Below are 17,358 nucleotides of genomic sequence, written 5' to 3'. Positions count from 1 at the left end.
AGGGGTTCGGGGTGTCCAACACGTTTCTCGCGCTGTCGTGCGTCGGCTTTCTGGCGACCGCGCCTGCCTATGCCGCCGATGAGGACAAGGCACCGGTCAGCGATCAGTCACGCCCCGCCGACCGCGACATCGTCGTCACCGGCCAGAAGCTTGGGGCGCCGAAATACGTCGAAAGCCCCAAGGCGACCGCGGCGATCATCGACACGCCGCAGACGATCACCGTCGTCAGCGAACAGACGATCCGCAAACAGAACCTCCAGACGCTGCGCGACGTGCTCCAGACGATCCCCGGCATCACCTTCGGCGCGGGCGAGGGCGGCGGCGGATACGGCGACAGTATCAACCTGCGCGGCTATTCGGCGAACAACGACGTCACCATCGACGGCGTCCGCGACAGCGCGCAGTACAGTCGGACCGACCCGTTCAATTTGCAGCAGGTCGAGGTTTACAACGGCGCCAACAGCGTCTTCAACGGATCGGGCAGCGTCGGCGGCACGATCAACCTCGTCTCCAAGGTGCCGGGCACCGAGACGCTGACGATCGCGCAAGGATCGGTCGGGACCGACAACTACTATCGCGGCTCGATCGACAGCAACGTCCGCGTCGACGACTTCACCGCCGTCCGCCTCAACGCGATGATCCACCGCAACGACGTGCCCGGCCGCGATGTCGAGCGGTTCAAGCGCTGGGGGGTCGCGCCGTCCGTCACCTTCGGCATCGGCGAGCCGACCAGCCTGACGCTCGCCTATGTGCATCAGGAGGATCGCAATACGCCGATCTACGGCGTCCCCTTCGTGCGAAATGGTGTGACCGACGGCGTTCTGCCCGGCGTCGATCGCAGCGACTATTTCGGCATTGCCAATCTCGACCGGCAGGACGTGACTGTCGATCGCCTGACCGCGACCTTCGCGTATCAACTGGGCGGCGGCTTCGGCGTGCGCAACCTCACTCGCTGGCAGCGTGTCGAGCAATCGAGCGTTACGTCCGCGCCACAGGGGACCTTCTGCCTAGCATCCACCGGGCGCCAGCCGATCACCGCGCGCGTCGGCGACACGGTGGGCGCGGCCTGCCCCGCCAACGTGCCGCCGGGCTTCTACCTCCCCTCTGGCCCGCGCGGGCTGGTTCGCGATCAGGTCAACAACCTGCTCTACAACCAGACCGACCTGCGCCACGAAGTCGGCACCAAGGGCGGCGTGCGCAACGTGCTGAACGTGGGCGCGGCAGCCATCTGGGAGGGGTATCGCCTGTCGCAGGCATCCCTGCTGCGCAACCCGGACGGCAGCGTGGTGACCCCGCCGCTGATCGAAATCGCCAACCCGCGGACCGACTGGACCGGCCCGGTCAACTACACGCTGACCGCCCAGTCGCGCAGCGAGACCTCGGGCATCGCGGTCTATGCCTTCGACACGCTCGAGCTCGGGCCGATGTTCGAGCTGAACGGCGGCGTCCGGTTCGAGCATCAGCGCGCGACCTTCCGCAACATCCCGCTCGCCTTCGTGCCGCCGGGCACGACCGCACTCACCCCGCTCCAGCAAGTGCCGCAGACGAACCGCGAGGACCTGTTCTCCTGGCGCGTCGGCGCGGTGTTCCACCCGGTGAAGGACGTGAGCCTCTACGTCGGCTACGGCAACGCCAAGACGCCGTCGTCGGCGACCGTCCGCCTCGGCTGCGGCGTGCCGACTGTTGCGGGGGGTGCCGATCCGTGCGCCGTCGCGCCGGAGACCGCGAAGAATTTTGAGGCGGGGGTGAAGGCCGGGCTCTGGAACAACATGCTCCAGCTCACCGCCGCGGTGTTCCGCAACGAGCGGACGAACTTCCGCGTCCCCTCCAACGACCCGGCGCTACCCGCGGGGCTGCAGGTGCTCGACGGTCGAAGCCGCGTTGACGGCATCGCGCTCGGCCTGTCGGGCAACGTCACCCCCGCCTGGACGGTGTTCGCCAACTACACCTATCTCGACGGCCGGGTGCTGCAGAGCGTTTCCGACCAGTGCCTCGCCAATCCGTCGGCGACGTGCGGCAATTCGGCGGGGGTGCCCGATCCGCAGACGGACAGCCTGCTGATCCAGACACCCGAGCATTCGGGCAGCCTGTTCACCACCTACAAGCTGCCGTTCGGGCTCGAGATCGGCTATGGCCTGACCTATCAGGGCAGCTTCGCGACCAACGCGCCGGTTGCCGCCAACCCCGTGCAGTACCGGGCGGACGACTACCTGATCCACCGCGCCTTCGCCGCCTACACGCTCGCCGATCGCTGGACGCTGCAGCTCAACGTCCAGAACTTCACCGACGAGCAGTATCTGACCGGCGTGCGCAACAACCTGAACACAGCAGTCAACCAGCCGACGAGCGGCGTCGTCACCGGCGGCTGGGCGCAGCCGGGCGACCGTCGCCAGGCGACGCTGAGCCTGTTCTACAGCTTCTGATCGCGATAAGCGTTCGCAAATGCTCCTCGCGATCCCCGACTTGCTCGACGCCCCCACCCTCGCCCGCATCCGCGCGCTGGTGGAGGGGGCCGCGTGGATCGACGGCAACGCCACGTCGGGGCCGCAGGCAGCGCTTGCCAAGCGCAACGAGCAACTGGACGAGGACGATGCCGCCGGCATCGAGGCGGGGCGGATCGTCCTCGACTGCCTCGGCCGCTCGGCCCTGTTCGTCGCCGCGGCGCTGCCGAACAAGGTCTTTCCGCCGCTGTTCAATCGCTACGCCGGCGGGCAGGCGTTCGACGCGCATGTCGACAATGCGGTGCGGCTGAAGCGCGGCAGCGACTTTCGCCTGCGCAGCGACCTGTCGATGACGGTCTTCCTTGCCGACCCGGCCGACTATGGCGGCGGCGAACTGGTGGTCGAGGATCTGTTCGGCGAGCAGCGGGTGAAGCTCGGCGCCGGCGATGCGGTGCTCTATCCCGCCTCCAGCCTCCACCGGGTCGAGCCGGTGACGCGCGGCACCCGCCTCGCCTCGTTCCTGTGGGTCCAGTCGATGGTGCGCGACGATGGCGAGCGGCGCATCCTGTTCGACCTCGACCGCGCGATCCAGCGCGTTGGGGCCGAGAAGGGGCAAGGCGACCGCGCGGTGGTCGAGCTGACCGGCGTCTATCACAACCTCCTTCGCCGCTGGGCCGACGCATGAACGCCGAAACCCCCGTCCGCGCCGCGCCGCGCAAGAACCTGCGCAGCTTCTGGATGCGCCAGTTCGTCACCTGGCACTGGATCAGCGCCGCGATCAGCCTGGCCGCCATGCTCTTGTTCGCGGTGACGGGCATCACGCTCAATCATGCAGCAACGATCTCCGCCGAGCCAAAGGTGACGCAGCGGTCGGGCAAGCTCCCCGCCCCCCTCGTCCGTCGGCTGACCGGCAGCGGGGCCGAGCCGCTGGCACCAGTCGTGGCCGATGCGGTCGAGAATGCGGTCGGGCTCGACGCGCGCGGGCGTCCCGGCGAATGGTCCGACGACGAGGTCTACGTGGCCCTCCCCCGCCCCGGCGGCGACGCCTGGGTCAGCATCGACCGGACGACCGGCGCGATCGAGGCGGAGGTGACCGACCGCGGCTGGATCGCCTGGGCCAACGACCTGCACAAGGGGCGCAATTCGGGCGCGGCGTGGTTCTGGTTCATCGACGTGTTCGCGGTCGCCAGCGTCGTCTTCTCCGTGACCGGGCTACTCCTTCTCTACATGCACGCGCGCCGCCGCCCCTCGACCTGGCCGATCGTCGCGGCGGGGCTCGTGCTGCCGCTGATCCTTGCCGTGTTCTTCATTCATTGACCGGAGCCTCTATGCGCCTTTCCTCGCTCGTGCTGCTCGCCGGCGCCTTCGCCGCCCCGGCGGTGGCCGGTTCGGTGACGATCACCATCCCGCGCCTCAACGTCGCCGAATATCATCGGCCCTATGTGGCGGTGTGGGTCGAGCCCGCCGCGGGCGGGCCCGCGCGCACGATCGCGATCTGGTATGACGTGAAGAAGGCCGGCGCCGAGCCCGGCACCAAATGGCTCGCGGACCTGCGCGCCTGGTGGCGCAAGGGCGGGCGGTCGATGAAGATGCCCGCCAACGGCATCAGCGGCGCGACCCGCGCGCCGGGCAGTCACACCATCCCGCTCCCCGCCGACCTCAAGCCCGGCGAGTATGTCTTGAATGTCGAGGCGGCGCGCGAGACCGGTGGGCGCGAACTCGTCCGCGTGCCCCTGTCCGTGCCGACCAAGGCCGCCGCACGCGCCGCGGGCAGCCACGAACTCGGCGCCGTCACCCTTTCCGCCCGTTGAGGTATCCGATGAACAAGCTCACCCTCCGCCTGCTCGCCGCCGCCGCGCTCGCCTCGATCCCGGTCGGCGTGTCCGCCCACCGGCTGTGGCTCCTCCCCTCGGGCACGATCTTTTCGGGCACCGACAGCTGGGTCACGGTCGACATGGCCGCGTCGAACGACCTGTTCTACGCCGACCACCAGCCCGGGCGGCTGGAGGGCGTGAAGGTCTGGCGCCCCGATGGCCAAGAGGGGCGGATGCAGAACGGGTCGACCGGCCGCTACCGCTCGGTCTTCGACGTTCAGCTCGATGCGCCGGGCACGTGGAAGATCGGCATGGTGCAGGACGGCCTGATGGGCAGTTTCAAGGTCGGCGGCGTCGAGAAGCGCATCGGCGGACGCCCGCAGATGGGGCAGGACGGCAAGCGCCTGCCCCCGCTGACCGCCGCCGACATCCCCGCCGATGCGACCGAGGTCAAGCTGACCGAGGTGTCGAGCCGCAACGAGATCTACGTGACCGCGGGCGAGCCGACGACGACGGTGCTCAAGCCCGCGGGCAAGGGCCTGGAGGCAGACTGGCAGACCCATCCCGACGAACTGGTTGCGGGCGAGCCGGGGCGGGTCCGCTTCCTGATCGACGGCAAACCCGCCGCCAACCTGAAGGTGACGGTCGTCCCCGGCGGCAAGCGATACCGAGATGCCGAGGGTGCGCGCGATCTGACGACAGGGGCGGACGGCATTGTCGCGCTCGATTGGCCCGCCGCGGGAATGTACTGGCTGAACGCCACCGCCGAGGACGCAAAGGTGACGCAACCGCGCGCGACCGGGCGGCGGATGAGCTATACGTCGACGGTCGAGGTGATGACGCCCTGAACCCGCGCATCGCCCTGCCCCTGCGGATCGACCCGGCGGCGCTGGCTGGTCACGATCCCGATGCGCCGGTCGATGCGCTGGCGGGGGAGACGATGGGAACGACATGGCGCGTGCTCTATGCGGCGCGCCATGCCCCGCCGGGCGAGGTGCAGGCGGCGATCGAGACGCGGCTCGCCGAGCTAGTTGCGGTGCTCAGTCATTGGGAACCGGACTCGGCGCTCTGCCGGTTCAACCGGACAGCGGGCGCGTGGGTGACATTGCCGCGCGACCTCGCCCGCGTTGTCGATGCCGGGCTTCATCTGGCACGGGTGAGCGGCGGCGCGTTCGATCCGGCGGTCGGCGCGCTGGTTGACCTTTGGGGCTTCGGCCCTCGCGGCCCGATGCCTGTCCCGGACGAAGCGGCAATCGAGGCGGCGCGGGCGGTCTCGGGCTGGCAGCGGCTCGACTGGGATGGCGATGGCCAGTGCCTTCGCCAACCGGGCGGGCTGCAACTCGACCTGTCGGGGATCGCCAAGGGCTATGCCGCCGACGAACTCGCCGACCGGCTGGGGCGGATGGGGATCGCGCATTGCCTGATCGAAGTCGGCGGCGAACTCGTCGGGCGCGGCATCCGGCCCGATGGCGAGCCATGGTGGGTCGATCTCGAGACGCCGCCCGGCCCGCCGCTGCTGCCGCTTCGCATCGCACTGCTTCAGATGGGCGTCGCGACGAGCGGCGATTATGTTCGCGGTGCCCATTCGATCGACCCGCGCACCGGCCGCGCGCCGGATAACGGCGTGGTCAGCGTCAGCGTCGTCGCGAAAACCGCGATGGCCGCCGATGCACTCGCCACAGCGATCGCGATCGCGTGGCCCGACCTGTCGGCGCTCGAACCGCTCAAACCCGCCGCACGGATCGTGACGCGGGCGGGCGAAGTCCTCACACTGCCGCTACAGGCGATGATCGACGACTGACGCCTATTCGGCCGCCGCCTTTTCCGCATCGCCGGGGCCATAGACGAGGTCGAGATAGTAACCCGCGAGCATATAGTGCGCCTTCACCACCGCCGGATGTTCGGCGCGCTGCGCCTGAAGCAGTTCCTGTTCGGCACGGCGGTAGAGATATTCGGCATCGGTCACGGTCTGCTCGTCGGTCATTGTCGCTGCTCTTACACCCGGAAAAAAGCCCGGCTCTCCATGCACATAGAACGCGGGAGCGCCCGCGCGGTGCCATCGGCCGCGCATTTCATTTTATGTCCGGGTTGCGCGGGGCTTGGAGGGATCGGTATGCATCAGATGAAGCTACAAAGCCGCGCGATCGAAGGATGGGTATGCCCGAACCGCATGATCTGAACGAACAGGCGTTCGCCGACTGGATTGCCGCAAACCTACCCGCCTTGGGACAGGTCACGCGGATCGCGAAGTTCGCCGGCGGCCAGTCGAACCCGACCTACTGCATCAGCACGACGAGCGGCGACGTGGTGCTGCGCCGCAAGCCGTTCGGTCCGCTTCTCCCCTCCGCTCACGCGGTCGATCGCGAATACCGGCTGCTGCGCGCGCTTCACCCCACCCGCTTTCCCGTCCCCCGCCCGATCGCGCTGTGCGAGGACGAGGGGGTGATCGGCGCGGTCTTCTATCTGATGGAGATGGTCGAGGGGCGCACCTTCTGGAACGGCGCCCTGCCCGAAGTGCCGATCGAGGCGCGGCGGCCGCATTACCTCGCTATGATCGACACGATGGCGGCGCTTCATTCACTCGATCCCGCCGCGATCGGCCTTTCCGATTTCGCCCCGCCCGGCAACTATATCGAGCGGCAGGTCGCGCGCTGGACCCGCCAGTACCGCGCCGCGCAGACCGACGACGTGGCGGAGGTCGAGCGGCTGATCGAATGGCTACCCCGGACGTTGCCCACGCAGGATCGCGTATCGGTGATCCATGGCGACTATCGCATCGACAATCTGATCTACGGCGACGATGCCAATGTGCGCGCGGTACTCGACTGGGAACTGGCGACGCTCGGCGACCCGGTCGCCGACTTCGCCTATCTAGCGATGAACTGGGCGATGCCTCAGGACGGGCGCTCAGGGCTGGCCGGCCTCGACCTCACGGCACACGGCATCCCGACGATGGACGAGGCGGTGGCGCGATACTGCGCGGCGACCGGGCGCGACGGCCTGCCCAACCTCAACTGGTACTTCGCCTACAACCTGTTCCGGCTGGTGGGCATCGTTCAGGGAATCAAGAAGCGCGTGATCGACGGCAACGCCTCGAACGCCGGCGCCGCTGCGATGGCCGAGCGGGTGAGGCCACTGGCGAAAGCGGCGTGGGAACAGGCGAAGCTGGCGGGTGCGGCTTAATTCTTCGCGGGCGGTGTCGCCGCCGGGGTCGGCGCAACCGACTGCTGCGCCGTCGCGGTCACCGGCGGACCCTTGGCGATCGCGGCGGCGAGCTGGGTCGCCTCGCCGCACGGCTTCGTGCCGCACAACGTCTTGATCTTGGCGAGGTTCTCGCGCGCCTTCGACACTGCGCCCTTGTCGACCAGCGCCTGTCCCTGTCCCGCCAGCGCGGCGGCGTCGTTGGGCTCGATCGTCAGCGCCTCGCGATAGAAGCGGATCGACTTGCCGGGCAGGTCCTGCTGCCGCGCAACCTCTGCCAAGAGCACGAACGCCTGCCGGTTGCGCGGATCGACGACGGTGGCGCTTTCAAGGAGGTCGTTGGCGCCCGACAGATTGCCCGCCGCCCGCGCCGCCTTTGCCTTTTCCACCAGCGCCATCGACCTGGGGTCGATCTGGTCGTCGGGCCGCTGTCCGTGCAGCGAGGTCGAGATGCTGACCGCTGCCAGGGCAAGGGCGACCGAAACGCTGGTGAACCGCATGATGCTCTCCGAAACCACGCTCACAGGGCTATCACGGCTTTGTGAGGGCCGCGACAAAAAAGCCGTCGGTCCGATGATGGGCGGGATCGAGCCGGATTCCAAGGCCGTGTCGGCTGCCGAAGGGCACGTCGACCGGCGCAGCGACCCAGCCGGGATGGCGCAGGACGAACGCCTCGGCCTGATCGCGCCCCTCTGCATCGAGCAGCGAGCAGACGACGTGGATCAGCCGCCCGCCCGGCCGCACAAGGTCGGCGGCGATGTCGAGGAGCCGCGCCTGCGTATCGGTCAACCGCGCCAGCCGCTCGGGCGTCAGCCGCCAGCGCGCCTCCGGGTTGCGCCGCCACGTGCCGGTACCCGAACAAGGCGCATCGACCAGCACCACGTCGGCGCTGCCCCGCCAGTCCTCCAGCGCGGCGGCCTCCCGGTTCGGATCGAGGAGCCGCGTCTCGGCGATCGTCACCCCTGCGCGCTCGGCCCGCGGCGGTAGCCGCTGGAGCCGCGCGCGGTCGGTATCGGCGGCGAGGATCGCGCCCTCGTTCGCCATTGCCGCAGCCAGCGCAAGCGTCTTGCCCCCCGCCCCCGCGCACAGGTCGACGACGCGATCGCCGGGCTTCGCACCGCAGGCTAGCGCGACGACTTGGCTGCCCGCATCCTGCACCTCGATCGCGCCGGTCGCATAGTCGGGCAGCCGCTCGACCTGCGTATCGGGCGCGAGGCGGAGGGCATCGGGCAGTCCCTCGATCGGTTCGGCCCCGTCGATCGCGACCGTGGCGGCGCGCAGACGATTGATCCGGGTGTCGAGCGGCGCGCGGCCGAGCAACGCGGCTTGCGCAGCCTCGTCCAGCCCGGATGCCGCCAGCGCCTCGGCCAGCCAGGCCGGCACCGCCCCGGCCACCGCCGCCTGCTCGCCCGTCCCGATCGGCGGCGGGCCATAGCCTAATCCGTCGAAAGCCGCCGCAACTGCCGCATCGACCTCGGCCACCGCCAGCATCGCCGCGCGGCCGTTCGCCGGCACCTCGCCGCAGCGGCGGATCGCGGCATAGACCAGTTCGCGGATCGCGCGCCGGTCCTTCGACCCGGCAAAGCGATGGGCCGCGAACCACCGCGCGAGGATCGTGTCGGCGGCCGCGCCGCCGCTCCTCGCCGCACCGATGACGAGGTCGAGGATCTCGATGGCGGACTGTACCCGCGCGCCCGGTGTCATTCGCCGCGCTCCCGTTGTTGTTCAGCCGCCAGCTTCGCCCGCGTCACATGCCATTTGCGACGCAGCCAGCGGATGCGCAGGAAGATGTAGAGGCCGGTGATCGCGACGATCAGCAGCACCTTCTGCTGGTCGGTCACCTCGCCGCCCCTGTCCAGTCGTCAGCGCGTCGGATAGTTCGGCGCCTCGCGCGTGATCGTCACGTCGTGGACGTGGCTTTCGCGCAGCCCCGCGCCGGTGATCCGCACGAACCGCGCCCGCTCGCGCAGGTCCTTGAGCGTCTTGCTACCTGTATAGCCCATCGCCGCCTTCACCCCGCCTACGAGCTGGTGGATGACGTCGCGCGCCGGCCCCTTGAACGGGACCTGCCCCTCGATCCCCTCGGGCACCAGCTTCATTTGGTCCTTGATGTCCTGCTGGAAATAGCGGTCGGCGGAGCCGCGCGCCATCGCGCCGACGCTGCCCATGCCGCGATAGGATTTGTAGGCGCGGCCCTGATACAGGAAGGTCTCGCCCGGCGCTTCCTCGGTCCCCGCCAGCAGCGAGCCGATCATCACGGCGGATGCGCCCGCCGCCAGCGCCTTGGCCACGTCGCCCGACGTGCGGATGCCGCCATCGGCGATCACCGGCACGCCCGCCTTCGCACCCTCGCGCGCCGCGTCCATGACGGCGGTGAGCTGCGGCACGCCGACGCCGGCGACGACGCGCGTGGTGCAGATCGAACCCGGGCCGATGCCGACCTTGATCCCGTCCGCGCCCGCGTCGATCAGCGCCTTCGTCGCCTCGGCCGTGGCGACGTTGCCGGCGATGACCTGCACCGAGTTGGAGAGTTTCTTCACTCGCTCGACCGCACGCGCGACGTCGCGGTTGTGGCCGTGGGCAGTGTCGATGACGATCAGGTCGCACTCGGCATCGACCAGCGCCGCAGTGCGGTCGAAGCCCTTGTCGCCGACAGTCGTCGCCGCCGCCACGCACAGCCGCCCGGCGGCGTCCTTGGTCGCCTCGGGATAGAGCACAGCCTTCTCGATGTCCTTCACGGTGATGAGGCCGACACAGGCATAGGCGTCATCAACCACCAGCAGCTTCTCGATGCGGCGCTGGTGGAGCAGGCGGCGCGCCTCCTCCTGCGTCACGCCGGTCTTCACGGTGGCGAGGTTGTCGCGCGTCATCAGCTCGGACACAGGCTGGTCCGGGTTCTCGGCGAAGCGAACGTCGCGGTTTGTCAGGATTCCGACGAGCTTGCCCGACGCCTCGACCACCGGGATGCCGCTGATCCTGTGCCGCTGCATCAGCGCCTGAGCATCGCGCAGCGGCGCATTCGGGGTGATGGTGATCGGGTTGACGACCATCCCGCTCTCGAACCTTTTGACCTGACGCACCGCGGCCACCTGTTCCTCGACCGACAGGTTGCGGTGGAGCACGCCAATGCCGCCCATCTGCGCCATGACGATCGCCATGTCCGCCTCGGTCACGGTATCCATCGCCGACGACAGCACCGGAATGTTGAGGTCGAGGCCCCGGGCCACCTTGGTCCGGGTGTCGGCCATGCTCGGCAGGACGTCCGATTCCGCCGGGTACAGGAGCACATCGTCGAAGGTGAGGCCGAGGGGAATGTCCATGGGGGCGCCGGATCCGGTTCGAGTCGAGGATTGGCGGCCCATCTAAACGCGGGCGGCCTCCGGCGCTACCCCCGTCCGCCGCGGGCCAGCAAGGCGCGCGCTTGGTCCACGTGCATCGCCTCGATCATCCGCCCGCGGAACCGCTCGGCCCCGCCGGTGGCGGCGGCGACCAGCGCTTCTGCATCGGCGATTTCCACCTCGCTCGGGCCAAAGGCGCGCGCGGCGACGGCGATCTGGTTCGGATGGATCAGCGTCTTGCCGTCGAAGCCGATCAGGCGGCCGGCGGCGCAATCCTCGGCCAGCCCCGCCTCGTCCTCCAGCGCGTTGTAGACGCCGTCGAGCGCCCAGACGCCCGCCGCCCGCGCCGCGAGCACGATCGCCTGCAACGCATAGCCGATCCCCGCTCGCCCGCTGTCCGCCGGCACGCCCAGCGTCGCGCGCAGGTCGTTGACGCCCGCGATCAGCCCCGCGACGCCCGGCACCGCGGCAATGGCGGGTGCAGCGAGCAAGCCAGCGGGCGTCTCGATCATCGCCAACACCGGCTTGCCCGCCGCTGCGACCCGTGCGGCGAGCGCCGCCGTCTCGACCTTGGGGACGACGAGGAAATCGGCCGCCGACGCCGCGACTGCCGCCACGTCGTCGGCGTGGCACTCATGATCCTCGCCATTCACGCGGATCGCGACCAGCCGGCCACCGAACCCCTCAGCCGCGGCGGCGACGGCAGCCTCCCGTGCGCACGCCTTGTCCTCGTCGCGCACCGAGTCTTCCAGGTCGAGGACGATCATCTCGGCCGCGAGCCCCCGCGCCTTCTCGATCGCGCGCGGGTTCGAGGCGGGCAGGAACAACGCGGTCCGCGGCGGGATATATGGAACGGTGGTCATGCCGCTCACTTACCCTGCCCGCGCCCCGTTCGTCATCCCGGTTCCGCTCGACTTCGCCCGCCGCACGGCTAGACTGCGCCCGCAACACCGGAGGGGTCTGGAAACATGGACGGTTTCGTCGGCGCGCTTGGCCTGCTGGTGCTTGTCGCGCTCGCCTATCTCTTCGCCAGCATCAAGATCGTGCGGCAGGGCTATCAATACACGATCGAGCATTTCGGCCGCTTCACCAGCGTGGCAAAGCCGGGCTTCAACTTCTACCCGGCCTTCTTCTACCGCGTCGGTCGCCGCGTGAACATGATGGAGCAGGTGATCGACATTCCGGGGCAGGAGATCATCACCCGCGACAATGCGATGGTGTCGACCGACGGCGTCGTCTTCTTCCAGGTGCTCGACCCGGCCAAGGCGGCGTACGAAGTCTCCGACATGTTCGTCGCGCTGCAACAGATCACGACCACCAACCTGCGCACCGTCATGGGGTCGATGGACCTCGACGAAACCTTGTCGAAGCGCGACGAGATCAATGCGCGGCTGCTGTCCGTCGTCGATCACGCGACCAATCCGTGGGGGATCAAGATCACCCGCGTCGAGATCAAGGACATCCGCCCGCCCGCCGACATCGTCAACGCGATGGGCCGCCAGATGAAGGCCGAGCGCGAGAAGCGTGCCAACATCCTCGAGGCCGAGGGCACGCGCGCCAGCGAGATCCTGCGCGCCGAGGGCCAGAAGCAGGCCCGCATCCTGGAGGCCGAGGGCCGCCGCGAATCCGCGTTCCGCGATGCCGAGGCGCGCGAACGCGCGGCGGAGGCAGAGGCCAAGGCGACGCAGCTGGTCAGCGAGGCGATCGAACAGGGCTCTGCACAGGCGATCAACTATTTCATCGCGCAGAAATATGTCGAGGCGATCGGCAAGTTCGCGACCAGCCCCAATGCCAAGACCGTGTTGTTCCCGGTCGAGGCGACGCAGCTGATCGGCACGCTGGGCGGCATCGGCGAGATCGCGAAGGAAGCGCTGGGGCGCGACGCCTCGCCGACCCCGCCGCCGCGCACCGGCGTGCCCGTGGTGCGCGAGGGCTGAGTTGGCCGACTGGCTGGCCGAACCCGGCATCCTCTGGCTGATCGCCGCGGCGCTGCTCGCGGGCATCGAGCTGGCCGTGCCGGGGGTATTTCTCGTCTTTCTCGCGGTCGCGGCGGCGATCACGGGAGCGTTCACGCTGCTCTTCCCCGACCTCGGCATCGGCGGGCAGCTGGCGAGCTTCGCGGTGTGGTCAGCGGTGGCGGTGGCGATCGGGCGGCGCTGGTATGGCGGCGATGCCGTCGCCTCGGCCGATCCGCTGCTCAACGATCGCGCGGCGCGCAGCATCGGCGCGACCGTGGTCGCCGTCACCGACTTCGCACATGGCGAGGGGCGCGTGCGGCTGGGCGACGGCGAGTGGCCCGCACGTGGCCCCGCCATGCCCGCGGGCACCCGCGCGCGCGTCGTCGCCATTGACGGGCTGACGCTCGTCGTCGAACCTCTGCTTTCGTTACCGGAGTAACCAAGCCTAATGTCTGTTTCGCTGTCGCGCCGTGACCTGATGACCGCTGCCGGATCGAGCCTCGCGCTCGCCGCCGCACCTGCCCGCGCGATGCAGATCGCCGCGCCGACCGACCCGGCCGGTATCGCGCTCGATGCGCTCGCCGAGAGTTTCTTGGTCCTCCAGCCGGAGGGGGCGACGGGCCTCGGCATCGACACCGGCAAGCGCGCACCGCTCAAGTCGCGGCTGACTGACCGTTCGGCGGCAGGGCGCGCGAAGGAAGCCGCGTGGCTGCGCACCGCGCTCGCAAAGATCGACACGCTGAAGCCGACCGAAGCCTCACGCGTCGATGCCGCGGTCGCGCGCACCGCCTATGCGACCGCAATCGACGGCTACGCCTTCCCCTACGGCGCGGTCGATATCGGCGGCTGGCGCAACGGGCCGTATGTCGTCGCGCAGAACATGGGCGCTTACATCGACGTGCCCAAGTTCCTCGATTCGAGCCACACGGTCGAGAATGCGGCGGATGCCGAGGCGTATCTCGCGCGCCTCGACGCCTTCGCGGACCAGCTCGACGGCGAAACCGGGCGGCTGAAGGAAGCGCGCGCGCGCGGCATCGTCGCCAGCGACGTTTTGATGGACAAGACGCTGGCCGCGATCCGCATGACGCGCAAGGGCGAGCCGGCGACCTGGGACGTCGTCACTTCGCTCACCAAGCGGACCGGCTCGATCCCCGGCAACTGGGGGCCGCGCGCCGCGAAGATCGCCGCGACCCGCATCGCCCCCGCGCTCGACCGCCAGATCGCCGAGCTCGAAGCGCACCGCAAGGTCGCGACCGCGGACGCCGGCGTCTGGAAGTTCAGGGACGGCGACGCCTATTACGCCTGGGCGCTGCGCGCCTCGACCACCACGCGCATGACCCCGGACGAGGTGCACGCGATGGGCCTGTCCGAACTGGCCAAGCTCCAGGCCGAGATGGACACGATCCTGAAGAAGCTCGGCTATACCAAGGGCAGCGTCGGCGCGCGGATGATCGCGCTGGGCAAGGACCCGCGCTACACCTTCCCCAACGACGATACCGGTCGCGCGCAGATCATGGCGCTGATCCAGAACCGCATCGCCGATATCCGCACCCGCCTGCCCCGCGCGTTCGCCACATTGGTCGACGGCCGGGTCGAGGTCCGCCGCATCGCGCCGGCGGAAGAGCCCGGCGCGCCGGGCGCGTATGGCGGCGCGGGGTCGATCGACGGCAAGGTGCCGGGGCGCTTCTGGATCAACCTGCGCACCACCGACCTGCATACGAAGTTCAGCCTGCCGACGCTGACTTATCACGAGTCCATCCCCGGCCATGTCTGGCAGGGCGAATACACGCACAAGCTGCCGCTCATCCGCACGCAGATGGGCTTCAACGCCTTTTCCGAAGGCTGGGCGCTCTATGCCGAGCAGTTGGCGGGCGAGCTCGGCGTCTATGACGACGATCCGGTGGGTCGGCTCGGCTATCTCCAGTCGATCGCGTTCCGCGCCTGTCGCCTCGTCGTCGATACCGGCCTGCACGCCAAGCGGTGGACGCGCGAGAAGGCGATCCAGTGGTTCGCCGAGACCAACGGCTCGGGCCTGGACGAGGTGACGAGCGAGGTCGACCGCTATTGCGCGTGGCCGGGCCAGGCGTGCGGGTACAAGGTCGGGCACAGCGAGATCAACCGGCTGCGCACCCAATCACAGGCGCGGCTCGGCGACCGCTTCGATTTCCGCGGTTACAACGACGTGGTCGTGAAGGGCGGCGGCGTGCCGCTCAACGTCCTCGCCCAGAATGTCGAGCGGTGGGAGGCATCACGCCGCGCCTGAGGGCGCCGCGTCCATTGCCACCCGCCGCCGCGGCAGCGCCTCGGGCATCTCGTCGCGGATGTACGCGTAGAGCGCCTCGCGCACGTCGCAGCGCAGGTCGAATGCGGTGCCAGCGTCCTTGGCCGTCGCCAGCACGCGCACCTCGATCGCATCGGCCTTCGAATCCGTGACCTGAAGCACGAACGCGCGCCCGTCCCAGCGCGGGTTGTCCCTCACCACCCGCTCGGCATGCGCGCGCAGCCGGGCGATGTCGGCGGCGGGGTCGAGCATCAGGAAGACCGAGCCGAGCAGCTGACTGGTGTTGCGCGTCCAGTTCTGGAACGGCTTTTCGAGGAACTGCGACACCGGCACGACCAGCCGCCGCTCGTCCCAGATGCGCACCACGACATAGGTGAGGCGGATTTCCTCGATCCGCCCCCATTCCCCCTCGACGATCACCACGTCGTCGAGCCGAATCGGCTCGGTGAACGCCATCTGCACGCCGGCAATCAGGTTCTTGAGCAGCGGCTGCGCGGCGGCACCCACGGCCAGGCCAGCAAGGCCCGCCGACGCCATCAGCGTCACACCGACGCTGCGGATGCTGGGGATGCTCAGCAGCATCAGGCAGATGGTGAGGAACCCCACCCCGAACACAGCGATGCGGACCAGGATCGCCGACCGCGTCCGCCGCCGCCGCGCGCGCAGATTGTCGGCGACGGTAATGTCGGCATCAAGCTCGATCGCCTTGCCCGCCGCGCGGATCATCTGGATCGCGAGGCTGCCGACGAGTAGCGGCACGACCAGCCCCGCCGCCTGCGTCCACGCCGCATCGGCGATCGGGGTGAGGTCGAGGAACCGCCGCACGGTGGCGAGCGCGATGCCGACGCCGATCCAGCGCAGCGGCTTTCGCGCATGATCGACGATGATGTCGTCGGTCGATCCGGGTGTCCGCCGCGCGATCCGGTCGAGGATGCGCATCCCCGCCCAGTGAAGCGCCAGTGCGATCAGCACCGCGAATGCGACGACCGCGATATCCCCGGCGAACGTGGGCAATCGCTGCCAGAGAAGCATGATCTGCTGCATGTGCGAACAACGCATGACGCCCCACGAGTTCCCGCGAAGATCACGCTTGACGCACCCCCACCCGCCCGCTATCCGCGCCCCTCTCGCTGACGGCCCCTTCGTCTAGCGGTTAGGACGTCGCCCTCTCACGGCGAAAACACGAGTTCGATTCTCGTAGGGGTCACCATCATCGCCGACTACGGCGGACCAGCGTACCTCTACGAGACATTCGGAACGAACGGCACGCTGGATCAGGCGAGTGCGGCGATGCTCGTCCAGAACAGGCGGACAAGGTCGGGTTGTCCGCGGGTGCCTGTCGCGGAAAAAAGCCGCTTGGTATAATATCGCGCCGTCTGTTCGGTGATGTTAAGCCCGATGGCAGCCTCCGCAATCGACGCGCCGGCCGCGATCGCCGCGCCCATCCGCGCTTCAGCGACGGTCAACCCGAAGGCGGCGGCGAACGCGGCCACGCGGTCGATCGCCTTCACCTCCGTCCTGAACAGCGCGAGCGATGCGTCCGTACCGCCGTCCGGAAAGGGCAGCGCCACCATCTGCCCCGCTGCCGCGATCGGCGCGCCCGCCGCGATGTCGTCGGCAAGCGCAGCGCGCTGCCGCGGCGAGGCCGGCGGCGGCATTCCCGCCTGACGCTCGCCTTGCCGATCCAGCCGGGTCCAGCCCACGCCCGCACGATCGAGCGCCAGTTGCATGGAGGCCAGATCGCGCTGCATCGCTGCCAGCCGGGCGTGATTGTCGCTGGCGATCGCGACATGCGGCGACAGCGCGGCAAGCAGCGCGCCATCCGCCGCGTCGAACGGCGTATCGCCGCGAACGCCGAGCCAAACGTCGCCAAGTGTGCCGGTTGATCGGATCACCTTTCCCGCACCGCGCACCCCGATTTCCGCAAGATCATAGACGCGGCCGGCCCGCAGCGCCCGCAACGCATCCAGCGGCAACGCCGCCGCCAGGGATTGCCCCGTCCGCCCGTGCCGCGATGACCGCCAGCCGTCGCGCTCGCTCCATTCGATTACGAACGCCTCAGCCGCGCGCGTTCGCCGCAGCAATCGCTCCAGAAATGCAGAGAAATACGTCATTTCGCCGATCGCGTGGAGCGTGGTCAGCAGTTCAGCTTGGTCGACGCGAGATAAATCCATGGCGAAGAACCTCCCATATGGGAGGCCCGCCTGCAAGCGAGCAGGCAGAGAAGCGTCCGATGACCGACCTCAACCACCTTCAGCGGCTCGAAGCCGAGAGCATCCACATCCTGCGCGAGGTTGTGGCCGAGTGCGAGAAGCCGGTGATGCT

18 protein-coding genes, 1 tRNA gene and 1 pseudogene are annotated in these 17,358 nt (G+C 69.1%); 12 read left to right on the top strand and 8 right to left on the bottom strand.

Annotation, left to right across the window (positions count from 1 at the left end; translation table 11 throughout):
- Positions 1 to 11 precede the first annotated feature (11 nt).
- The 6 genes from FHR19_RS12735 to FHR19_RS12710 all read left to right on the top strand — a co-directional run bounded on the left by FHR19_RS12735 (position 12) and on the right by FHR19_RS12710 (position 6,056).
- Complete coding sequence (locus FHR19_RS12735; protein ID WP_184029039.1) at positions 12 to 2,423, top strand: TonB-dependent receptor domain-containing protein; 2,412 nt, start codon at positions 12 to 14, stop codon at positions 2,421 to 2,423.
- 19 nt (positions 2,424 to 2,442) lie between these two features.
- A complete protein-coding gene (locus FHR19_RS12730; RefSeq protein ID WP_184029037.1) occupies positions 2,443 to 3,126 on the top strand; it encodes a Fe2+-dependent dioxygenase in 684 nt (227 codons plus the stop codon).
- The gene (locus FHR19_RS12725; RefSeq protein ID WP_184029035.1) at positions 3,123 to 3,758 is read left to right on the top strand and encodes a PepSY-associated TM helix domain-containing protein; all 636 of its coding nucleotides are present in this window, start codon (positions 3,123 to 3,125) and stop codon (positions 3,756 to 3,758) included. The genes FHR19_RS12730 and FHR19_RS12725 overlap by 4 nt, the downstream gene beginning before the upstream one ends.
- 11 nt (positions 3,759 to 3,769) lie before the next feature.
- Positions 3,770 to 4,252, top strand: a complete 483-nt coding sequence (locus FHR19_RS12720) for a DUF2271 domain-containing protein (RefSeq protein ID WP_184029032.1) — start codon at positions 3,770 to 3,772, stop codon at positions 4,250 to 4,252.
- A gap of 8 nt (positions 4,253 to 4,260) precedes the next feature.
- Positions 4,261 to 5,103, top strand: coding sequence for a DUF4198 domain-containing protein (locus FHR19_RS12715; RefSeq protein ID WP_184029030.1), 843 nt, complete (start codon positions 4,261 to 4,263; stop codon positions 5,101 to 5,103).
- 92 nt (positions 5,104 to 5,195) lie between these two features.
- Positions 5,196 to 6,056 carry an FAD:protein FMN transferase gene (locus FHR19_RS12710; RefSeq protein WP_184029028.1) on the top strand — a complete coding sequence of 287 codons (861 nt, stop codon included), beginning with the start codon at positions 5,196 to 5,198 and terminating at the stop codon, positions 6,054 to 6,056.
- Between the two features lie 3 nt (positions 6,057 to 6,059).
- Here FHR19_RS12710 and FHR19_RS12705 read toward each other — a convergent pair whose 3' ends face one another.
- Positions 6,060 to 6,239, bottom strand: a complete 180-nt coding sequence (locus tag FHR19_RS12705; RefSeq protein ID WP_184029027.1) for a hypothetical protein — start codon at positions 6,237 to 6,239, stop codon at positions 6,060 to 6,062.
- Positions 6,240 to 6,412: 173 nt separating this feature from the next.
- Here FHR19_RS12705 and FHR19_RS12700 point away from each other — a divergent pair, with 173 nt between their 5' ends.
- The gene (locus tag FHR19_RS12700) at positions 6,413 to 7,438 is read left to right on the top strand and encodes a phosphotransferase family protein (RefSeq protein ID WP_184029025.1); all 1,026 of its coding nucleotides are present in this window, start codon (positions 6,413 to 6,415) and stop codon (positions 7,436 to 7,438) included.
- Here the strand turns inward: FHR19_RS12700 and FHR19_RS12695 are convergent.
- The 5 genes from FHR19_RS12695 to FHR19_RS12675 all read right to left on the bottom strand — a co-directional run bounded on the left by FHR19_RS12695 (position 7,435) and on the right by FHR19_RS12675 (position 11,657).
- Positions 7,435 to 7,956: a tetratricopeptide repeat protein gene (locus FHR19_RS12695; RefSeq protein WP_184030097.1), complete on the bottom strand. Its 522-nt coding sequence runs from the start codon at positions 7,954 to 7,956 to the stop codon at positions 7,435 to 7,437. The genes FHR19_RS12700 and FHR19_RS12695 overlap by 4 nt on opposite strands.
- A 31-nt stretch (positions 7,957 to 7,987) precedes the next feature.
- Positions 7,988 to 9,160 carry an RsmB/NOP family class I SAM-dependent RNA methyltransferase gene (locus tag FHR19_RS12690; protein ID WP_184029023.1) on the bottom strand — a complete coding sequence of 391 codons (1,173 nt, stop codon included), beginning with the start codon at positions 9,158 to 9,160 and terminating at the stop codon, positions 7,988 to 7,990.
- The gene (locus tag FHR19_RS12685) at positions 9,157 to 9,297 is read right to left on the bottom strand and encodes a hypothetical protein (RefSeq protein WP_184029021.1); all 141 of its coding nucleotides are present in this window, start codon (positions 9,295 to 9,297) and stop codon (positions 9,157 to 9,159) included. The genes FHR19_RS12690 and FHR19_RS12685 overlap by 4 nt, the downstream gene beginning before the upstream one ends.
- 21 nt (positions 9,298 to 9,318) lie before the next feature.
- On the bottom strand, positions 9,319 to 10,776 hold the full coding sequence (guaB, locus tag FHR19_RS12680) for an IMP dehydrogenase (RefSeq protein WP_184029018.1): 1,458 nt from the start codon (positions 10,774 to 10,776) through the stop codon (positions 9,319 to 9,321).
- Between the two features lie 65 nt (positions 10,777 to 10,841).
- Positions 10,842 to 11,657, bottom strand: coding sequence for an HpcH/HpaI aldolase/citrate lyase family protein (locus FHR19_RS12675; RefSeq protein ID WP_184029016.1), 816 nt, complete (start codon positions 11,655 to 11,657; stop codon positions 10,842 to 10,844).
- Positions 11,658 to 11,762: 105 nt separating this feature from the next.
- On the opposite strand from FHR19_RS12675, the gene FHR19_RS12670 reads away from it, so the two are divergent.
- The 3 genes from FHR19_RS12670 to FHR19_RS12660 are packed head-to-tail and all read left to right on the top strand — an operon-like array spanning position 11,763 to position 15,015.
- Positions 11,763 to 12,731: an SPFH domain-containing protein gene (locus FHR19_RS12670; RefSeq protein ID WP_184029014.1), complete on the top strand. Its 969-nt coding sequence runs from the start codon at positions 11,763 to 11,765 to the stop codon at positions 12,729 to 12,731.
- A gap of 1 nt (position 12,732) precedes the next feature.
- Complete coding sequence (locus FHR19_RS12665; protein ID WP_184029012.1) at positions 12,733 to 13,191, top strand: NfeD family protein; 459 nt, start codon at positions 12,733 to 12,735, stop codon at positions 13,189 to 13,191.
- A 9-nt stretch (positions 13,192 to 13,200) separates the two neighbouring features.
- On the top strand, positions 13,201 to 15,015 hold the full coding sequence (locus tag FHR19_RS12660) for a DUF885 domain-containing protein (RefSeq protein ID WP_184029009.1): 1,815 nt from the start codon (positions 13,201 to 13,203) through the stop codon (positions 15,013 to 15,015).
- Here FHR19_RS12660 and FHR19_RS12655 read toward each other — a convergent pair.
- Positions 15,001 to 16,077, bottom strand: a complete 1,077-nt coding sequence (locus FHR19_RS12655) for a mechanosensitive ion channel family protein (RefSeq protein WP_184030094.1) — start codon at positions 16,075 to 16,077, stop codon at positions 15,001 to 15,003. The two genes, FHR19_RS12660 and FHR19_RS12655, sit on opposite strands and share 15 nt — an antisense overlap.
- Positions 16,078 to 16,168: 91 nt before the next feature.
- Here FHR19_RS12655 and FHR19_RS12650 point away from each other — a divergent pair.
- Positions 16,169 to 16,243 (top strand) — tRNA-Glu (locus tag FHR19_RS12650).
- A 64-nt stretch (positions 16,244 to 16,307) separates the two neighbouring features.
- Here the strand turns inward: FHR19_RS12650 and FHR19_RS12645 are convergent.
- Positions 16,308 to 17,207, bottom strand: coding sequence for a hypothetical protein (locus FHR19_RS12645; protein ID WP_184029007.1), 900 nt, complete (start codon positions 17,205 to 17,207; stop codon positions 16,308 to 16,310).
- 59 nt (positions 17,208 to 17,266) lie between these two features.
- Between FHR19_RS12645 and FHR19_RS17730 the strand changes: the two are divergent.
- Positions 17,267 to 17,358, top strand: a pseudogene (locus FHR19_RS17730) (sulfate adenylyltransferase subunit CysD); the annotation flags it as partial.

It is taken from the genome of Sphingomonas yantingensis, assembly GCF_014199325.1.
Classification (GTDB): Bacteria; Pseudomonadota; Alphaproteobacteria; order Sphingomonadales; family Sphingomonadaceae; genus Sphingomonas; species Sphingomonas yantingensis.
This window is presented reverse-complemented; position numbering and strand designations above follow the sequence as displayed.

Coding starts and splice junctions, on each gene's coding strand:
- FHR19_RS12730 (WP_184029037.1), top strand. CDS start 2,443: ATGCTCCTCGCGATCCCCGACTTGCTCGACGCCCCCACCCTCGCCCGC.
- FHR19_RS12725 (WP_184029035.1), top strand. CDS start 3,123: ATGAACGCCGAAACCCCCGTCCGCGCCGCGCCGCGCAAGAACCTGCGC.
- FHR19_RS12720 (WP_184029032.1), top strand. CDS start 3,770: ATGCGCCTTTCCTCGCTCGTGCTGCTCGCCGGCGCCTTCGCCGCCCCG.
- FHR19_RS12715 (WP_184029030.1), top strand. CDS start 4,261: ATGAACAAGCTCACCCTCCGCCTGCTCGCCGCCGCCGCGCTCGCCTCG.
- FHR19_RS12710 (WP_184029028.1), top strand. CDS start 5,196: ATGGGAACGACATGGCGCGTGCTCTATGCGGCGCGCCATGCCCCGCCG.
- FHR19_RS12705 (WP_184029027.1), bottom strand. CDS start 6,239: ATGACCGACGAGCAGACCGTGACCGATGCCGAATATCTCTACCGCCGT.
- FHR19_RS12700 (WP_184029025.1), top strand. CDS start 6,413: ATGCCCGAACCGCATGATCTGAACGAACAGGCGTTCGCCGACTGGATT.
- FHR19_RS12695 (WP_184030097.1), bottom strand. CDS start 7,956: ATGCGGTTCACCAGCGTTTCGGTCGCCCTTGCCCTGGCAGCGGTCAGC.
- FHR19_RS12690 (WP_184029023.1), bottom strand. CDS start 9,160: ATGACACCGGGCGCGCGGGTACAGTCCGCCATCGAGATCCTCGACCTC.
- guaB (WP_184029018.1), bottom strand. CDS start 10,776: ATGGACATTCCCCTCGGCCTCACCTTCGACGATGTGCTCCTGTACCCG.
- FHR19_RS12675 (WP_184029016.1), bottom strand. CDS start 11,657: ATGACCACCGTTCCATATATCCCGCCGCGGACCGCGTTGTTCCTGCCC.
- FHR19_RS12670 (WP_184029014.1), top strand. CDS start 11,763: ATGGACGGTTTCGTCGGCGCGCTTGGCCTGCTGGTGCTTGTCGCGCTC.
- FHR19_RS12660 (WP_184029009.1), top strand. CDS start 13,201: ATGTCTGTTTCGCTGTCGCGCCGTGACCTGATGACCGCTGCCGGATCG.
- FHR19_RS12655 (WP_184030094.1), bottom strand. CDS start 16,077: ATGCAGCAGATCATGCTTCTCTGGCAGCGATTGCCCACGTTCGCCGGG.
- FHR19_RS12645 (WP_184029007.1), bottom strand. CDS start 17,207: ATGGATTTATCTCGCGTCGACCAAGCTGAACTGCTGACCACGCTCCAC.